Source organism: Hyphomonas adhaerens MHS-3 (assembly GCF_000685235.1).
Lineage (GTDB): Bacteria > Pseudomonadota > Alphaproteobacteria > Caulobacterales > Hyphomonadaceae > Hyphomonas > Hyphomonas adhaerens.
Genome location: NZ_ARYH01000001.1, coordinates 2,217,718 through 2,235,932, shown reverse-complemented (window position 1 = coordinate 2,235,932; position 18,215 = coordinate 2,217,718). Strand labels below are relative to the sequence as shown.

Here is an 18,215-nt window from a genome sequence, read left to right as displayed (position 1 = left end):
TGAGATCAACCCCAGGAAGTAAGGTGTGCCGGGCCGGCGCAATCGGTGATTTTGCTAGGTCTGCCCGGTGGCCTTCCTGGTGCTGGTACGTTTCTTCCGTTTGGAAGTCGGATTCACTTTCAAACCCTCAATAACAATATCGAGAAATGCTGCGCGGTACTCTGCGGCCGGCCTTTCCTCCCCGGGATTTTCGTGGAACGCGATCTCCACCAGTGGCGCAACGTTGAAATAGGTCACAACCGCCCCATGAAGCAGCATCAGGATCTGGTGCGGCTTGTGATTTTTGATCTGTCCACTGTCTATACCCCGCTGGATGAGCTGACAAAACCCGGTATAGGAGGTCTTCATGACCATGTCATACAACCATTCTAGGCGCTCCCCGCCGGCCTGCCCCTCCAGCATGATGAACCGGCCCAATTCCGGCCGCTGAATGGAAACGTCGAGAATGAGACCACATAGATATTGAAGCGCCTCGATCGGCTCCATTTCCTCGACAGTTTCCCAATCGGTCGGGATCTCAGATCCAATTTGAGTTGCCAGAGATTTGATCGCGGCGACCCATAGCTCCGTCTTGCTGCCGAAATGATAATGAATGCTGGGTTGAGACACACCCGCAGCGGCGGCGATCTGGGTTGTGCTTACAGCATCGTAACCACAGGTCGAAAAGAGCTCGATCGCAGCCTCAAGGATCTGAGAGTACTGCTCAGTGTATTTTTCTCGCTTCAACATTCATCAGGTACTTGAATTGTTTGGTGATAGTTGAACCATACGGCTAGCCGTCAGAAAAAGAAACAGCGCCAAATGAAGAAGCCATTGGCCTTTCATCCGGCGCTGAAGGTGACCCGTCGCATTGGAGGATCCGTCTAGTCGGCCGAGGGTCCCGCCTAGAAGGACTTTCGGACGGAGAGGTAAACAGTTCTGGGAGGATTGTACGCGCCCACGACCCCGGCCGACAGCAGAGGCTGGATGAACGAAAAGACCTCATACCGCTCTTCAAACGCGTTCTTGACTTCTGCTCTCACAGACCAGCCCGATGCGGTGTTGTCCAGGCCGATATGGAAATCCGCGACCTGATACTCGCCAGTACCACGCGGCAACGCCGGATTCCGGTGGAGCTGGTTGGAACTGAAGGTCAACCGACCACCTGCATTGAGCTCCAGATTGCCGGACACTGGCCGGGTGTAATCTGCACCGATCATGCCACTGACTTTTGGCGCATCTGCGAGTCTGGCGCCTGTCGCCTGGCTCTTGGCCTCAAGCAGGCCGAGATTACCATATGCTGTCAGGTTGTCGGTCAGTCTGTAGCGTGTCTCCAGCTCGATGCCATAGGTTTCGGCATCGAAGCTCTGGATGACGAATGCCCCAGTCACACCAACATTCGGATCAAAAACCGAGTCCTGGAAGTCTGTCAGATCGGTGTAGAACGCCGCGGCGCTCATCGTTCCCCGGCCGCCGCCATAATTGCCTTTGGCACCAATCTCTACAGAGCGCGCGACCTCCTCGGGGATAATGAACGGTTCGGGTGTGAACGATCCGCTGATGGTCGCATTGTTGAACGCCGCGCTCTTCGTACCCTGCGCGAAAGAGATGTACGTCATCCAGTCATCGGTGATGTCGTAGCTGAAGTTCAGGCTACCATCGACAGACGTATCATCCGTCGTCGTGGTCGGCACGACGCCTGCCGCGTTGATCAGCGGATAAATCGAGATCCCGGCGCGCTGGTCCACCGGACGGAAGAAGTCGTTCGGAACACTGATCGGATCCAGACCGATCAGATCCAGAATAGTGACAGAGAAGTCTGCCGTCTTCTCTTCGTATCCGATACGGAGACCACCGCTGACTGAAAACTTGTCAGTAAAGTCGTGCGTCATCAGGCCGAACAGCGCATAGGATTCCATGTCCTGATCGAGCAAAGCGTTCGAAGTACCGGCAAACGCAAATCCGCCAACATCGACACCGCCGCTGATCGTGCCGGGTGAAAACCAGGTCTGCAAGCGGACTGTCCGGTCGAATGCCAGGCTCTGGTCCTGATACATGCCTCCGATGAACCCGTGCCAGGAGTCTCCTGAATAGTTCAGGCGTATTTCCTGAGTGAATTGCTCGAAATCCTCTTCGAACAGCTGGTAGCCCTTGGGCTGTCCTGCTGCATCGCTGGAGGAATAGAAGATACTGGAATAGTTGGAGTAATCCATCACCGAATACGCGCTGACGGACGTCAGCGAGAGGGTATCGGACAGTTCCCAGTCAAGGGTCAGGACGGCATCGGTGCTATCCTGGGAATCGGCATCAGCCGGAACAGAAAGACCATCGATGAAAGTCGTCGTCGGGGTCAGGCGCTTTTCATAGGGGTTTGTCGTGTAACCGAAATAAGAGACGAGCGCCGGGTTCAGCGCCTCCGTCAACTGGAATGCGTTACCCGTCGTATCCTGTTCCGAGTGCTGGAGCATGAAAGTCGCGGTCAACGAATCCGTCGGCTCCGCGACCATGGTCCCACGAACAATATATCGCTCGGTAGCCGGCACATCGTCACCACCGGCGAGGTTCTTCACATAGCCGCCGGTATCGGAATACTGGCCACCGACCCGGAACCGCAACTTGTCACTGGCCGGAAGGTCTGCTGTCGCACCGATCGTATAGCTTTCATTCTCGAATTCATAGCTGCCGTAAACGTCGCCGCCGAACTCAGTACCCGGCTTGCGCGAGACAACGCTGATGGCACCGACACTTGTGTTCTTACCGAAGATGACCCCCTGCGCGCCTTTGATGACTTCCACCCGTTCCACGTCGAACAAGGAGTCTCGGTACTGGCGGGCCCGCGGCTTGTAGACATTGTCCACAAAAAGCCCAACCGACTGCTCAGCCGTCTGGTTGGCGTTGTTCGTACCGATTCCCCGAATGACGATCGACGGCAAGTCACCGGGTGACTGGCTGAACGTCAAGCCTGGTACATCCTGAGCAATTTCGCTGACTTCGAGGATGTTTCGATCAGCAAGGTCCTGCCCGCTCACGACTGAAATCGCGATCGGCGTATCCTGCAGCGTGGTTTCGCTTTTTGTTGCCGTAACAATCACGACCGACTGACGGCTTTCGTTTTCCCGGCCGGCGGGCGCTTCGACTTCCTGAGCGACTGCTGCCTGAACACCGGACACAACCAGCATTGAAAGCACAATGGTGCTGGCACCAAACTTGGATTTATACATTTTGACCTCCCTGGTCGCTCGGTTTTTATCTGCGAGCCTTATCTGATAAGTCTATAAGACTTTCCTTGCGGCCGCCAAGTCCCAATTAAAAATATTTTCTGCGTACTAAATTGAGAGCGGCATTCCTTCCTCCGCTCACCAACAGTCCCTAGGTCCAGAACGCCTCATCAAGAAACTTGCGCGAACTGCCCCACCTTTACGCGTCGGAAACCGACTGTCTGCCATAACAGCTATTGATCCTGATCGATTTATCAGAATACTTGCGCTCGATCCGCCCGCTCGGGGTCTCCCTTTCAAATCAGGAAGGTTGGCATGCCCGTTCAAAAGAGGCTCGGAGCTAAAGGAGGATTCTCAATGTCTGTGGTATCAGAGGCAAGTCGCCCCCTAACCGGGCACTATAGATATTACGTGCTGTTCATCCTGATGATGGGACAAACGCTGAGCGTGGTGGACCGCGGTCTCATCTCGGTGGTCATGACGAACATCCAGAATGATTTCCAATTGAACGACACACAGCTTGGCCTGCTCGGAGGGACAGCCTTTGCCTTGTTTTATGCGGCTTTCGGCATTCCGATCGCCCGCCTGGCCGACCGGACGATCAGGAAGAACATTTTCGCTGCCGCCGTTACGGTCTGGAGCCTGGCGACCGCCGCATGTGGTGCTGCAGGTGGGTTCGTCTCGCTTTTTCTGGCCCGCGTGGGCGTGGGAATCGGAGAAGCTGGCGGTACACCGTCCAGCCACTCCCTCCTGTCCGACTATTTCACGAAAGTCGAACTCGGCCGGGCTATCGGATTCTTGTCCATGGGTGGGGCGCTCGGCGTTCTGGGCGGCCACCTGATCGGCACGGCGCTCGTTGAAGCTTATGGCTGGCGAATGGTCTTCTACATTACGGGTGTTCCAGGCGTGCTGCTCGGTCTCCTCACTTACATGACCGTACGGGAACCAGCACGTGGACGGTTCCTTGACGCCGACGCCCGCCGCTCCGGCCAGGCGCCGCTGGGAGACACGATCCGTTCGCTGCTCCGCAACAAGGTCTATGTCGGAACGGTCGCGGGGCACACATTTGCACTTGTCACCGTGCAGGCACTGCTCGTCTGGCTCTACCCCTTGATCGAGCGAAACTTCGGCATGCCAAAAACAGAAATCGGCGCGTATGCAGCAGGCGTGCTTCTCTTCTGCGCCATGCCCTCCTTGTTTGTCGGCGGAATCCTCTGCGACCTCATGGCAAAACGCGACCTGAAATGGATGAGCTGGCTGCCCGCCATCTTCGTCGCCGCATCTATTCCCTTCTACTACCTGATGCTGGGCGCAAATTCGCCATTGGTCTTTTTTGCCTATCTTGGCGCCTTCAATATTTTCATCAATCTTGAGGCCGCCCCAGTATTCGCGTCTGTTCAGGCGAATTCGGACCCATCTGAACGCGCTCTGGCGGTCGCCCTGCTCGCCTTTTGCGTCACGATCGTCGGCTATGCCATCACACCGGTCGTCGTTGGAACACTGAGTGATACGGTCTTCTCCGGGATGGGGGAACGTTCACTACACGCAGGCCTCGCGCTCATCGGGCTATGCGCCTTGATCTCAATCTGGTGCTTCCGCTATGCCGGACAACATGCAGAGGGCACGCCCTCGCCACTTCCCTCGACGTGAACCGAAATCGCCATTGACGGCAATTCCAGCAAACACCTATCAATTGAGCTAATAAGTCTATCAAATCAGTGGGAGGATCACATGGATCTCGTGAAAACCAAAAGCACCATCACCAGCTACGCAGCGCAGAAAATAATCGAGGCCGCGAAGGCCAAGGCGGAAGAGATGGGTAAACCCATGGTGATTGCCGTCGTCGACGATGCTGGCGCGCTCAAGGCCTATGAGCGGATGGATGGCGCCCCGCTGCTCAGCGTCGATATTGCCCAGGACAAGGCCTACACCGCGATCTCCTTCGGCATGGCAACACATGAGTGGCACGAATTCATCAAGAACGATCCGCCACTGCTGCACGGCATCGTGAAAACCGATCGTCTTGTCGTTTTTGGCGGTGGCTATCCGGTGTTTGTGAACGACGAACTCGTTGGCGGCATCGGTGTCAGCGGTGGTCACTATTCTGACGACATGGAAGTCGCCGAGGCCGGGCTCGCTGCCATCAGCTAACCCGTCAGGCAAGCCGCAGTAAAAACGATAACCGGGAGGAATAGCGGATTATGGACTACCAACACCTGATACTTGAGCGGGAAGGTCACATCCTGACCTGCCGGATGTACAATCCACCCAACCAAACGCTCAACACCCAGATGCTCTACGAACTGCATGACATGCTCAATGCGGTTGAAGAGGACCACGACCTGCGCGTCCTGGTCGTGACAGGCACAGATGATGTCTTCCTGCGCTGGATGGAACTAACCGAGATGCAAAGCCTGGCGCAGGGTGAGCGGCAAATAGACATCCCGTCGGTCGTTAATGCCAACCACACGTTGGCTCGCCGGATCGAAGCCCTCCCGGTCGTGACGATAGCCGCAATCAATGGAAATGTTGGCGGGGGGGGCTGCGAGTTTTCCCTGTCCTTCGACTTCCGCCTCATGAAGGATTCTCCGACTGCCACTTTCGCCCTGCCTCAAAGCAGCTTCGGTCTGGTACCCGGCGGCAGCGGCGCCTGGTACGCCTTGAAATACCTTGGCCGGGCAAAGGCCCTGGACATCCTGCTCCATGGTGAGTTTCTCGAGCCTAGCACGGCGCTGGAACTTGGTCTGATCTCCCGCCTGTATTCGGAAGCTGAGTTTGACGCCGAAGTAAAAGCCTTCGCGGAAAAATTCGCCGCCCGCGCGCCGCTCGCGATGCGCGGCATCAAACATCTGGTAAATGCCGGATCTAATCAGGATCAGCTGAACTTCATGGCTGAGGAGGCAAAGGAGATCATGAAAATCATCGTCTCTGAAGATGCCCAGCACGCGCTAGGCATGTGGATCAATAATCCCGATCCCGAAGCTTACAAACCCGAATTCAAAGGCAAATAGCCGATGAGTACCCTGCACATGGCCATGGACAAAGATTTCCACTGGCTCCTGAAAAATCACGCAGAACGACGCCCCAATGCTTCGTTTCTTCATTGGGAGCCTTTTGAGGGCGAAGCGCAGACCTGGACATATGGCGCATTCTACAAGGATGTGCGCCGCTGTGCGGCGGGCCTGCATGCAAAAGGAGTAGGCCGGGGCGACTTCGTCCTGCTGCATGCGAACAACTGCCCGGAGTTCCTGATTGCCTATCATGCCTGCGCTGCGCTTGGCGCGGTCGTGGTGACGACCAATCCACGGTCAGCCGTCGAGGAAATGCGCTATTTCATCAGCCACTCCCGGGCGCGCTTTGCCATCACGCAGCCGGAATTTGTGGACCTGATCCGTGAGACGGGGCCCGACCTCGAATGGATTGCGAGCACGGCCCACAACAGCACCGAGCCATCTCAGCCGCTTCCGGCCGGCATTGTGCCTTTTGACGATCTCTTTGCCGACGACAGGGATTTCGAGATTGAGCGAAATAATCCGATGGCGCCGTTTTCCGTTCAATATACATCGGGTACGACATCTCGGCCCAAGGGCGTTGTGTGGACGCACGCCAATGCTCTTTGGGGCGCGCAGACCGTTGCCTCCCACAATCTGTTGCGGGACATTGACACGGCCATCGTGTTCACCCCCCTCTGCCATACCAATGCCATGAGCTGGGCGCACTATGGGGTACTCTGGTCCGGCGGCGCCATGGTGCTACAGCCGAAATTCTCGGCCAGCCGCTTCTGGCCGGTAGCGCTGAAGCATGGCTGCACCTGGGCAAATGTAATTCCGTTTGCGATGCAGGCGTTGGCGACCCTGCCCGTTCCGGACGATCACAAATTCCGCTATTGGGTAATCGGTGCAGCCAACATCGGCCCTGCGGAAGACCTTTTCCGCATCACTTTTGTCGGCGCCTGGGGCATGACCGAGCTGATTGCTCACGGAACATATACACCGCCCCAGTTATCCAGCCCCGAAAGATCTATGGGAATGCCTGCCCCAGAATTTGAACTAAAAATTGTGGATGACAGCGGACAGGATGTGACACCAGGCGAAACCGGCCTTCTGAAGGTACGCGGAATCCCGGGGATCACTTTGTTCAAGGAATACCTGTACAATCCGGAAGCGACTTCAGGCAGTTTCGACAACGAAGGCTGGTTCGATACCGGCGACCGGGTGTTCCAGACGGCCGACGGTCATCTTCGCTTCGCAGACCGGGCCAAGGACATGCTGAAAGTCGGCGCAGAGAATGTCGCCGCGTCAGAAATCGAAGGCGCTGTCATGCTAACGGAAGGTGTGCTGGAGTGCGCCGTTGTCGGTAAGCCCGATAAGATGAAGGATGAAGTTCCGGCCGTGTTCGTTCGCGCTGCGGAAGCGTCCGACGCGCTGGCATCAGCTATCCTTGAAACCTGCCGGACGCAGCTTGCCGACTTCAAGGTACCGGTCGAAGTGATCTTTGTGGACGACTTTCCACGCGCAGAGCTGAACAAGATCGCAAAGGCAAAACTGCGCAAGCGTTTTGCAGATTGAAACGCCGCCGGATAACGCAATAGAAATCAGCGGCCATTTGCCTTCAGCGATCAGATTGGGTGATCAGATTCCCGGATAGGGAATTTTACGCTTGTCGAGCGCCTCGGCGCCGAACTTGCCGACCTTTTGCTCCCGGGTGCGCTGGACCCATTCATCCAGGTTCTTGCGCGCCTTGGGCCCCTGCTCCATGGCATACTCCGTGTAAATCGGGGTCTTGCTGGTAATCTCCACCTGCATGCCGTTTGGATCATACATGTAGACCGATTTCAGGAACCCGTGGTCCACCGGCCCAAGGCACATGACACCCTTCTCGTTGATCTTCTTTTGCCACGCGAGCATCTCTTCTTCGGAGTCCACCTCGAAAGCGATATGCCGATCAAAACTGTGAGCCGTCGCAAAGTGGGCCGGCGTAGCGTTGGTCGGCTCATCGAAGAAGGCAATAAAATCGCCATTTCCGAGCTGGAAAAACAGGTGCATGAATGGCGTCGGCTCATTCGTTCCCGGAACGTTTTCTTCAGAGAACGCGATCCGAAGCGGCAGCCCCAGCACGTCCTCGTAAAACCAGCGCGTCTGCTCGGCGTCGCGGCAACGATACGCCGTATGGTTTGCGTTATTGAGAATGTTCTGTGCTTCTTCTGGCATTGGATCTCTCCCTACATTCACTCGTATCTTTGCCTTGCAACCCGGGCCACAACCCCAAACGGAATCACATCTGACAATGCATCTAATTTCTGATAGTTTTATCAGGATTACCTGTCAATGTGTTCTGTCCTAACCAGGAAGTGAAATAACTCATCCATGAATAATCCCGGCAGAACCGCCATAAAGTTCGTCGCGCGATTGAATGGGGCAACTTTTCAGAGGTCCAAGACATATATTCAGACGATGTTGCCGTCTGGCAAAGCAATGATGATAAGGCACAGGGAAAAGCCGAAAATCTTGCCGTTTTGAAACGCGCAGCCGGATTCGTCGAATTCAAATATTAAATCCTCCAACGGTCAGTCGAGGGTGATGTGGTTGCCCAGCTCTACCGGCTCCATCTTACTCGGCGCGACAAAGGATCGGAAACCGCAATTCAGGCGGTCATCTTCCTCAAGATCTCAGACAACAGGATTACCCGCATCAATGAGTTCATCGAACAGTCTGCGGAGGAAAGAATAAACAATCCCCTGGCGAACCAGTCCCGCTATACAAGCGGATACCGAACCGGAAAGTACAGCATGCACCGCCCGGTGGCGCTGTCAGATCAACTCGAACCAGTCTCCGTTTTTCGCGGACGAGCAGGTCTTAGGCAGCGATCAACTCGCGCCATTCGAGCAGAGCGGCGACACACTGCGATTTGAACCTAGCTCTACTCTCGATATTCCTTTGATGATTAAAGTAACTGTATACTGACGAATGAATTGAAGCCACTCCTGCAAACTCCGCACGTACCGGAAGCGGGTCATGGCGCCCTCCCTTCGTCGGAATGGCAGATATCAGTGTTCAGCACGGTTCTTGAGATGCCCGCCAGTTTCCTGGCGACTTTCGCTGCCGATCACTTTCATAGCCGCTCGACACGATGGACATTGTCCATCACTACAACAAGCACGGTTCCATATCGCCTCATTGCCTTCTTGAGGAATGTCAGCGCGGATACCTTAATCCGCCTCTTCGTTACATGGGGTTCCAGCACCTCCTTCATGGTCCACTGCGCGCCAGAGGTAGTGTCGATTGCCTCTGGTTTTGATGAAGACCTCGTCCAGGTGCCACTACCATTGTGGTAAATATCGATGCCGCACTCGCGAAGCAGATCTTCGATACTGCGCACTGACAGCGGGAAACGGACATACATCATGACCGCAAGCTGGATGATTTCGGGGGAGGTCTTGAAGTAGCGGAACGAATTTTTGCTCATTCCCTGAAGCTAAACGCCCCTGCCTTACGGCTCAAACCCGTTTGCTCCGACAATGCTGCCCGGCCCGATTGCGCAGCAAGGATGACCTCTGGCCCTGATGAGGCCCGCTTCCAGGTTCCTTTCAGACAATCGGGTATGACGCCCTGCCCCCATCATCGGCGCGGAGTGCCGGCAACCCGCGCTGGGTGGCACGGTGCTGGCCAACCACGCGCCAGGTCCGGCGTTCCGAGATACCAAGCTCCTCCACCACATGATCGACCGCGCTAGAAACAACCGCATCGAACACCATTCGATCTACGCAAACACTGCCAGAAAGCGTGATGCGGTTGGAGACGAGACTCCTGAACTCGCCCCCATATCGGATTTGTTTATGCCCTCGGCGCTTCTCGTCTAAGCCATCCCTTTTCTTGCGAATGTGTCAGCACTTGCACCACTGAAAAGAGCGTGCCATGTATGCTAATACATTTGTACTACTCACGCCAGTCAGAACCTCGTCCAAATTAACGCGATGAGCAAGGCGAGGCGAACAACAAGCCGCCTGTTCGGCGAGATCAAGGGGAGGCCACAATGCCTGCAAAAAGTGAGAGCCAGAACACGACAGAAGCGGGCCCCTGCGCCGGTCTTCGCGTTGTCGAAATCGCGACCATGGTGTCAGGCCCCTATACCGGTCAGATGCTGGGGGATCTCGGTGCCGACGTGATCAAGATTGAAGCTTCGGGAGGCGACCCCATGCGGACCAACCATCCGATGCATGAGGGAATGTCCGCTTACTTCTCCCTCTTCAATCGAAACAAAAAGAGCATCTGCCTTGACCTCAAGTCCGATGAGGGACGGCAGATCGCGGCCGACCTTATTTCTACAGCAGATATCGTGCTGGAGAACTTCCGTCCTGACACGATGGAACGCCTCGGGCTTGGGTATGATGTTTTAAAGGAAAGCAATCCCGGGCTCATCTATGCCGGCCTCTCGGGCTTCGGGACTGACGGGCCCTACAAGAACAAGCCTGCCTATGATCACGTGATCCAGGCACTTAGCGGCTCGATGCCGATCATGGGATCACCGGAAAATCCGGCCCCCATTCCGCATATCATTGCTGACAAGGTTGCATCCATCATGACATGCAACGCGATCCTGGCTGCACTGCTACATCGGGAGCGAAATGGCGGTGTTGGCCAGAAAGTTTCGACGTCCCTTATGAAAACCTATGCGGCATTCCTGATGCCGGATCTGCTGAACAATTTCTATTTCCAGTCTGCTCCGGTTCAGAAGATTCCCAATATCCGGATCCACCACCCGCTGAAGGTGAAGGATGGCTATGTTATGGGTCACGTTCAACTGAACCCCCAATTTCAGGGACTTTGCAGGATCCTTGGGCGCGAGGACCTGATTGAGGATGAGCGCTTCAACACGCCCTGGGCCCGTATCTTCAACTATGCTCTATTCTGGAAAGAACTGGAGGAATCCGCGTCCCGCATGAGCAAAGCCGAACTGCTTGCATTGGCGGATGAACATGGGGTTCCGATCGCGTCGGTGAATACGGTCGAGGAGTTCATGGAGGACCCTCAAGCCATTCACACGGAATGTTTTATCGACATCGAAGATCCGGAATACGGCCGGACCCGCATGGCGGGCTTCTTCGCCGACTTCGAAACATCGCCCGCTTCCGTCCGTATGCGGGCACCGAAGCTCGGCGAGCACACGGAAGAAATTCTCACCGAGCTAGGCAAAAGCGGCGAAGAAATCGCTGCAGCCAGGAACGCTCGCGCAATCGGCTGATCTCAGGAATATTTGCCCTGTATGGAGTGGGTCGACGTACCCCCTCCCTCACTCCCTTATCCTCAAATGCGACACTGCCGGCCTGGTCACGTGCTCTTCAGCGCCTCTCAAGCCCCACCAGAGCATTGTCCGTCGGCACATGTTACCGGATACCGATCATGCCCGGTACGGACTTGCCGGGGATAGCCAACAAGTATTGCTTCGGCTCTTCCCCCTCAGGGCGAAGGCGTAGGCATTGAATCACGATTGACGCTCAATCCTGGTCGTCGGCCAAAGCTGATTGACGCGTGGCGAGGAATGCCAAAGCCGCAAGAACCGGAGTTGTCAGCGCCGACATCCATATCAATCCCGCTGACAATCCATGCTCATGACCTGCGATCAGCGCTCCCAGCTCAACTGCAATCAAAGGCCCGAGGCCATAACCGAGAATGGCAATAACGAGCAGGTTCACAGCGGTAAGTCTTGCCCGCATCCTTATGGGTCCGAATTGTTGATACGCAATCGGCGGAATGACGGCAAACGCGGAGCCGAAGAATATTCCCAAACCGAGGCAGACATACATCACGGTGCCGCCCATGGATATACCGACGGCAAACGCAGGCCCCGCCAAGAGTGCTGCAAACATCAGAACGATGACCGCGCCTCGTTTCGGCCGCTTCCGGTCAATCGCCATCGCCACCTGTGGCCAGATGAAGTTCCCTGCGAGCGCTGTAGGTACGCCGATACACCCCAACAGGTAGCCTGCGTTCGAGATATTCAATCCCTCCTCGCGCACAAGAAGCGTCGGCAGCCATGTCACCACAGCCAAGCCGTAGAAACAGTAGAGGCCGGCTGCCGTCAGTAGCGGCACAAAAAAGAGCGCACGCTTCCTGATATAGGCCAGGAAGCCCCCCCATGTGGCGTCATCCTGACCGATCGTTAGCGACTCACCCCGCGGGGGATTAGCCGCTGTAAAGCCAAAAACCAAAGCAAGAACTACGCCCGGCATTCCGACCAGGACAAATGTCAACTGCCAGGCCTCAAGCCCGGTGGCATCCCTTAAACTTGCAGCAAAGTCATACGTCAGTGCTCCGACCGTATAAGAGCCAATGGACATGAAGCTTCCCACCGACAAGTACACCGACATCGGAAAGCTGCGTCGCTCTTTCGCAAAAAGATCTGCGATCAACGACACAGCAGCGGGCGTGAGGACAGCCTCCCCGAGTGCGACGCCGCAACGAAGCACAAGTAGGCTCCAGAAGCCGGTTGCGAAGGCGGACAGCACCGTCGCAAGGCTCCAGATTCCTACACCGACACCAACGACTGCCCGCCGGTCGCGGGTATCAACCAGCTGCGCAAGCGGGAGCCCACCAATGGAGTATACGAGCGCGAACCCAAATCCGAGCAGCAGCGCAAGCTGACGATCTGCAAGGCCGAGGGACTTCCCGACAGGCTCCGCCATCAACGCCAGGATGCTGCGGTCAATGAATGACAGAATGAAGAGGAGAGTGAGCAGCGCGACAGTATACCAGGCTCGAAGCGCTGTTGGCCTGGAGGTTTTTGCCTGCTCGGCAGACAAAGCGCCGGCGGACGCAGTTTCAGATTTCATCTTGCTCCCTCAACTTCCTGGCGGCGCCTGGTGGACCGATGGTCACTCTGGCGGCAGGCGGCTTATCTGATCTTGTTTCCGCACGCCTCTTTCCGGAAGGGAGAGATGGAGTGCAGCATCGCTGTGCCGCGATTTGACCTTTGCCGCGTTATCTTCAGGAGTATTTGCGCCGGTCACACAGGTCAAGCAAACGTTTTAATTATGTGCGCCCGACTGAGGCGAACGGTACCGACCAAATCCACCCGCTCGAACCGTTCCTCATTCATTTCACCTGGCATCTTATGAAAATTCAAACCGTTATGAGTTTTGCGCCTACCCGAAACTACGATCATGACACGCCACGTCAGCAGCCAACCGAGATAAGTACCGGCTGCCATGAGCTTTAGATATAAGCAGACATCAAAGTGCAGTTGTTTTAGATCAAGGCCTCTCGCTTGAGCGGCCAGCGGATTCATCAAAGCTTCTTGCTGGTCCCGACATGTCCGAACTGGAGATCGCCCGGAGCGTTGCGCAGATTGACCTGCTCCGCCATTTGCCGCTCAAACGCCAGCGCCTCCTCCAGCGTTCTCATGCTGTTGCCATCAATCAGTTCCTTGGTCGATTTCGCCATACCAGGCGCCCCGGCCAAAATCATATGCGCCATCGCGCGCGCCGCACCCAACAGATCCCGGTCCGGGACGACACGGTTCACGAGCCCCCAGTCCGACGCCTCCCGCGCATGAAGCGGGCGCCCCGTCATCTCCAGCTCCTTTGCCCGGTAGACTCCAATGGCCCGATGCAGGCGAGCACTGAGCCCCCATCCGGGCAAGAGCCCGACCCTGGAGTGCGTATCGACAAATCGCGCAGACTCGGCCGCAATTATGATGTCGCAGGCAACGGTTATCTCAAATCCGCCCGTCGCCACTGCCCCCTGCACCGCAGCGATCACCGGCCCCGGCCAGTCTGCGATTGTCTGGGAAGGATTATAGCCGGTGACAGCTCCCGCGCCTTCCGCCTTCAGCATTCCGACGTCCAGCCCAGCGCAGAAGTTCCGCCCACGCCCTGTCAGGATGACCACCTCGATATCCGGATCCTCGGCAAGGTGCGCCATGGCGACCTCAAATTCGTGGAGCATCTGCGGAATAATCGAATTCATGCTATCGGGGCGATTGAATGCGATGAGGGCAAGCCCTTTTTCCCGTTCGACCTCGATGGTCTTGAAATCTTCCATGCCTCTCCTCCGACTTGACGATTGAATAGTCTATGGCGCGCGTATCGCCGTTTCTTCTCCGGCAGTTGGCCCGTTCCAGGCCTGACTGCTCCCTACCGCTTCAGGGAACGGCCAATGACGAGCTTCAGAATTTCGGATGTCCCGCCATAGATGCGCTGCACCCGGGCATCGCGCCACATGCGTGCGATAGGGTATTCCTCCATATAACCTGCCCCGCCATGAAGCTGCAGACATTTATCGAGCGCCGACCATTGCATCTCTGTATGCCAGAGTTTCGCTGCGGACGCTTCGGTCGCAGTAAGCCCGCCAGCCACATGCCGCTGGATCGCCCAGTCCAGATGCGACCAGCCCACCTGAAGGGATGCCGCGATCTCTGCGAGGACGAACTGTGTGTTCTGGAAATCAAAGACCGCCTGGCCAAATGCGCGTCGATCTGTGGTGAAACCGATCGTTTCATCGAGCGCACGCTGTGCACCCGCCTGCCCCATGATCGCCTGCGAAAGGCGCTCCTGTGGCATCAGTGTCATGATTGCGGAAAAGCCACCGCCTTCCTGCCCGAGAAGCGCACTTGCGGGAACGCGCACTTCGTCAAAGAACAGCTCGGACGTGTCCGCGGAATGTTGCCCGATCTTGTTCAGTTTTCTTCCACGGGAAAATCCCGGACGATCAGCATCCACAATGAGCAGGCTTACGCCTTTCGCACCGGCTTCAGGGTCTGTCTTTGCGGCAACAATCACAACATCGGCATGCTGACCGCTTGAAATGTAAGTTTTCGCGCCGCTGATGACATACTCATCCCCATCCCGGACCGCTCTTGTCCGGATTGACTGAAGATCCGATCCGGCGCCTGGTTCCGTCATTGCGATGGCTGCGATCAGGGATCCATCGACCATGCCGGGAAGGTATTTGGTTTTTTGCTCCTCCGTCCCAAGATGCACGAAATAGTCTGCAATAATGTCGGACTGGAGCGGCAGGCTCGCAGACGAGCCTGCATAGGTGAGCTCTTCGGTGACAATGGCGTTATACGAAAAGTCGAGCCCCAGTCCGCCGTAAGCCTCGGGCACCGTGGGGCATAGCAGGCCGGCCTTTCCTGCGGACAGCCAGAATGAGCGCGGCGTCAGACGGTCGCGCTCCCACGTATCAAGATCTAGTTCAGACGCAAAGAAGCGCCTCACGGAATCGCGGAAGATGGTATGCATCTCGCTCTGGCCCTGACGGTCAACGGGTATTGGCATCGTAGATATTCCTTCGAAGATGCTTGATTACAGAAGCATCGGTTCTGAGTGTTGTTCGCACTTCGGAAACAGCAGAAGTCCTGCGCCCTTCCGGACGTCGCGATTTCATCACTGCTGAGGCGGCGTATGAACGGTCATGCCATCAAGTTCGTCACTGACAATGATCTGGCACGACAATCTTGAATTCTCCCGGACAGGCGCCTCCGCATAATCGAGCATCCCTTGCTCAACGTCGCTCGGGGCACTCAACTTCGCCAGGAATGCTGGGTCGACATAAACGTGGCAGGTCGCACATGCGCAGGCGCCACCACACTCCGCCTCCAACTCGGGGACGCCGGATTTCACGCCAGCTTCCATAAGTGTTTCGCCGGCTACTGCCTCAACGCAGCGCGCCCCACCGGCGTGATCGATAAAGGTAATTCTTGGCATGGTTTTAGCGCGGACCAGGCTCTATGCTCCCGATCCGTCCTCCTCGGAAAGATTAAAATCCCTATCAGGATGAAATCACCTGCGGGCGGACTTTTACGGCCCGCAGGTGCGCTCAGCGTCAATCAGATGCCCTTCCCGCGGTCTATTTAAGCGGTTCGAGGATACCGACCTTTGCCATCCTGGGATCGGGAACGCCTTCCCAGTAATCAATTGACTCCAGCGACGCTGGCAGCTCACGCGGCGTACGCGGTGACTCCTCTGGAAACTCCTCCATGCCGTAGCTGTATTCGACCGTCATTCCGTCTGGATCGAGAAAATAGATGAACACGGATTCGGATGGCGGATGCTTGCCAATGCCGTAAACGATCGGAACGCCGGCTTTCTTCATGCGATTGTTGGCTTTACCGACATCTGCCATCTCAGTGACCATAAAGTTCACGTGATTGAGCCCAGCTGTCTTTGCAGAGCCGACTCCAAAGGAGTGGTGATAGGGATTGGGGAAGCAGCGCATAAACGTGACCATGCCCTTGATCCGATCGGAAACGCGGAAATTCATCTCCTCCATGAGGAACTTTTCGGTTGCCGCGCGGTCGGGACTGCTGAGCACAAGGTGGCCCAAACGAGCAATTTTCGTATGGGTCTGCTCGTAGGGACCTGGCGCCGCATCCATGTGACAGTAAAACTCAAACGTCGCGCCGGTCGTCGGCTCGGTTGCCCGGAAAGCCTCACCGATACCGAGCCTGGAACGCTCTTCCGCACTGACTGCTACACACTCAATCCCCAGTTTGCCAAAGTGAGCGCGCACAGCTTCAAGAGCCTTCTCGCTCTCCATCTGCCAGCCAACGCGTTTCAATGCCGGTTCCTGGCCCTTATAGAGGACCAGATCATGGTGGCGATCACTGCATCTGAGGAAGGCGCACTCGCCATCGGGCTCCTCGTCCATCTTCAGGCCAACCAAAGTTTCGTAGAAGTGCCTGGACTTTTCGAGATCGGTCACCGTAAGGGCCACGTAGCCGATGCGCCGGTACCTGATGTCATCAATACTCATGGCAATACTCCTTAAAATCGGGTCGAATTCGCGTTCACAACAAGCGTATCAGAGCCGGCCAGCCGCAAAAACATTTAGAACGCTTGTATAAAATACTCTTCTACAAAGGTGAAGCGGGAAATTGAGAAAGCTCTTTGGCTCCCCCCTTAATCCTGAGGGATTGAGTGCCCCGTCCTTGCCATTTAATCGTGAGTGAGAGCATCGATTGGCCGGTTTTTCTGGCATTGAGCAACTGGCACATTGTTCGCAAGGCGTAGCTACCGCGTATAATTACGGGGGTGACAACAGGTCCGTCGGCCGCCTAACATTTCAGCAAGCCGCGCACCCACAAGGGCTATTTTAGACAAACGATTGAACTTGTGCGGCGCAGCATTTAAGGATGAATTCATGCCATGCCGTTATGGATGGTATTGAGGAATGACAAAACCTTTAGGAGAAATGGCAGGCATGGACGGTCTCGACACCAAGAGCAGGATCAAAGTTTGTGCGCGAAGGCTCTTTGCCGAGCGCGGCGTTGAGGCTGTAACCGTCAGGGAAATCGTTGCCGCATCCGGCGCGAAAAATGGCGGATCGTTGAACTATTACTTCAAATCCAAAGAAGGCCTGATCTCTGAGCTGCTTACAGATCTCTTCAGGGATAGTAGCGACGGCTGGCTTGAAGGCCTGTCGACGCTTCAGCGAGCCGGCGGCCCGAATTCTGTTCGGGACGTTGTAACCGTTCTCGTCCGCTGGCCGGCCGAATCCAAAATGGAAGATCCCTCTCCGACGGCAAACCGGTTTCTCAATAGCCTGCTGAGCACTCGGCGAAAAACGGTTCGCGATTTTCTTGAGACAATGAACTTTTCCGTCTTCGGCCAAATGCTGCGTTACATCCGTGAAATGAAGTCTGATCTGCCGCAGCCCGTGATCGAGCAGAGGCTCATTTACTTTTCCTGGTACATTATTTCAGCAAAGGCGGCGTATGAGAGCTATATCGCCTCCGGCAAGAAAAACCCGATCTGGGAAGGTTTTGACCCGTTGCAGAATCTGATCGACTGCGGAACAGGCCTTCTGGAAGCCCCCTGCTCCGGCAAGGAACTGGAAATTTCGCAGGCGAGCAGCGGCTCTAAAAAGGCCAGCAAGGCACATGCTCGCACCCGCGCGCTCGACGCTGCGTTCCCGTCTTAGTTCGGAAAGACCGCTCAATCTGCCCATCCCGGTCGCAGATTGTTGGGTGCGTTCGAGCATTCCCATCCGGGAAACACACGGACACGCCAAAAGTCTGCGC

The 18,215-nt window shown here is 56.1% G+C and carries 15 protein-coding genes and 1 pseudogene; 6 read left to right on the top strand and 10 right to left on the bottom strand.

Annotated features, from left to right (window positions below):
* Positions 1 to 54: 54 nt before the first annotated feature.
* Positions 55 to 729, bottom strand: coding sequence for a TetR/AcrR family transcriptional regulator (locus HAD_RS10890; protein WP_035571000.1), 675 nt, complete (start codon positions 727 to 729; stop codon positions 55 to 57).
* A gap of 155 nt (positions 730 to 884) precedes the next feature.
* Positions 885 to 3,200: a TonB-dependent receptor gene (locus HAD_RS10885; protein WP_035570999.1), complete on the bottom strand. Its 2,316-nt coding sequence runs from the start codon at positions 3,198 to 3,200 to the stop codon at positions 885 to 887.
* A 354-nt stretch (positions 3,201 to 3,554) separates the two neighbouring features.
* Here HAD_RS10885 and HAD_RS18035 point away from each other — a divergent pair, with 354 nt between their 5' ends.
* The 4 genes from HAD_RS18035 (at position 3,555) to HAD_RS10865 (ending at position 7,765) form a co-directional block, all read left to right on the top strand.
* Positions 3,555 to 4,847: a spinster family MFS transporter gene (locus tag HAD_RS18035; RefSeq protein ID WP_162177505.1), complete on the top strand. Its 1,293-nt coding sequence runs from the start codon at positions 3,555 to 3,557 to the stop codon at positions 4,845 to 4,847.
* Positions 4,848 to 4,928: 81 nt separating this feature from the next.
* A complete protein-coding gene (locus HAD_RS10875) occupies positions 4,929 to 5,348 on the top strand; it encodes a GlcG/HbpS family heme-binding protein (RefSeq protein WP_035570998.1) in 420 nt (139 codons plus the stop codon).
* Between the two features lie 50 nt (positions 5,349 to 5,398).
* Positions 5,399 to 6,208 (top strand): enoyl-CoA hydratase/isomerase family protein, encoded by an 810-nt coding sequence (locus tag HAD_RS18030; protein ID WP_051596145.1) that lies wholly within the window; start codon positions 5,399 to 5,401, stop codon positions 6,206 to 6,208.
* 3 nt (positions 6,209 to 6,211) lie between these two features.
* The gene (locus HAD_RS10865; protein WP_051596144.1) at positions 6,212 to 7,765 is read left to right on the top strand and encodes an AMP-binding protein; all 1,554 of its coding nucleotides are present in this window, start codon (positions 6,212 to 6,214) and stop codon (positions 7,763 to 7,765) included.
* Positions 7,766 to 7,828: 63 nt separating this feature from the next.
* Here HAD_RS10865 and HAD_RS10860 read toward each other — a convergent pair whose 3' ends face one another.
* Complete coding sequence (locus HAD_RS10860) at positions 7,829 to 8,407, bottom strand: VOC family protein (RefSeq protein ID WP_035570997.1); 579 nt, start codon at positions 8,405 to 8,407, stop codon at positions 7,829 to 7,831.
* A gap of 645 nt (positions 8,408 to 9,052) precedes the next feature.
* Positions 9,053 to 9,662, bottom strand: a pseudogene (locus HAD_RS18870) (IS6 family transposase).
* Positions 9,663 to 10,229: 567 nt separating this feature from the next.
* Between HAD_RS18870 and HAD_RS10850 the strand changes: the two are divergent.
* Positions 10,230 to 11,438, top strand: coding sequence for a CaiB/BaiF CoA transferase family protein (locus HAD_RS10850; RefSeq protein ID WP_035570996.1), 1,209 nt, complete (start codon positions 10,230 to 10,232; stop codon positions 11,436 to 11,438).
* Between the two features lie 253 nt (positions 11,439 to 11,691).
* On the opposite strand, the gene HAD_RS10845 is transcribed toward HAD_RS10850, so the two are convergent.
* From HAD_RS10845 to HAD_RS10820, 6 genes are all read right to left on the bottom strand, one after another.
* Positions 11,692 to 13,026: an MFS transporter gene (locus tag HAD_RS10845; protein WP_035570994.1), complete on the bottom strand. Its 1,335-nt coding sequence runs from the start codon at positions 13,024 to 13,026 to the stop codon at positions 11,692 to 11,694.
* A 182-nt stretch (positions 13,027 to 13,208) separates the two neighbouring features.
* Positions 13,209 to 13,481 carry a hypothetical protein gene (locus HAD_RS10840; RefSeq protein ID WP_035570992.1) on the bottom strand — a complete coding sequence of 91 codons (273 nt, stop codon included), beginning with the start codon at positions 13,479 to 13,481 and terminating at the stop codon, positions 13,209 to 13,211.
* Positions 13,481 to 14,236, bottom strand: a complete 756-nt coding sequence (locus HAD_RS10835) for an enoyl-CoA hydratase/isomerase family protein (protein ID WP_051596143.1) — start codon at positions 14,234 to 14,236, stop codon at positions 13,481 to 13,483. Before HAD_RS10835 ends, HAD_RS10840 begins: the two co-directional genes overlap by 1 nt.
* Before the next feature lie 92 nt (positions 14,237 to 14,328).
* Positions 14,329 to 15,471: an acyl-CoA dehydrogenase family protein gene (locus tag HAD_RS10830; protein ID WP_035570990.1), complete on the bottom strand. Its 1,143-nt coding sequence runs from the start codon at positions 15,469 to 15,471 to the stop codon at positions 14,329 to 14,331.
* Between the two features lie 108 nt (positions 15,472 to 15,579).
* Entirely contained in the window at positions 15,580 to 15,900 is a 321-nt protein-coding gene (locus tag HAD_RS10825) for a 2Fe-2S iron-sulfur cluster-binding protein (protein WP_035570988.1), read from the bottom strand.
* 142 nt (positions 15,901 to 16,042) lie between these two features.
* A complete protein-coding gene (locus HAD_RS10820; protein ID WP_035570985.1) occupies positions 16,043 to 16,948 on the bottom strand; it encodes a VOC family protein in 906 nt (301 codons plus the stop codon).
* 447 nt (positions 16,949 to 17,395) lie between these two features.
* Here HAD_RS10820 and HAD_RS10815 point away from each other — a divergent pair, with 447 nt between their 5' ends.
* Positions 17,396 to 18,115 carry a TetR/AcrR family transcriptional regulator gene (locus HAD_RS10815; protein ID WP_162177503.1) on the top strand — a complete coding sequence of 240 codons (720 nt, stop codon included), beginning with the start codon at positions 17,396 to 17,398 and terminating at the stop codon, positions 18,113 to 18,115.
* Positions 18,116 to 18,215: the final 100 nt, after the last annotated feature.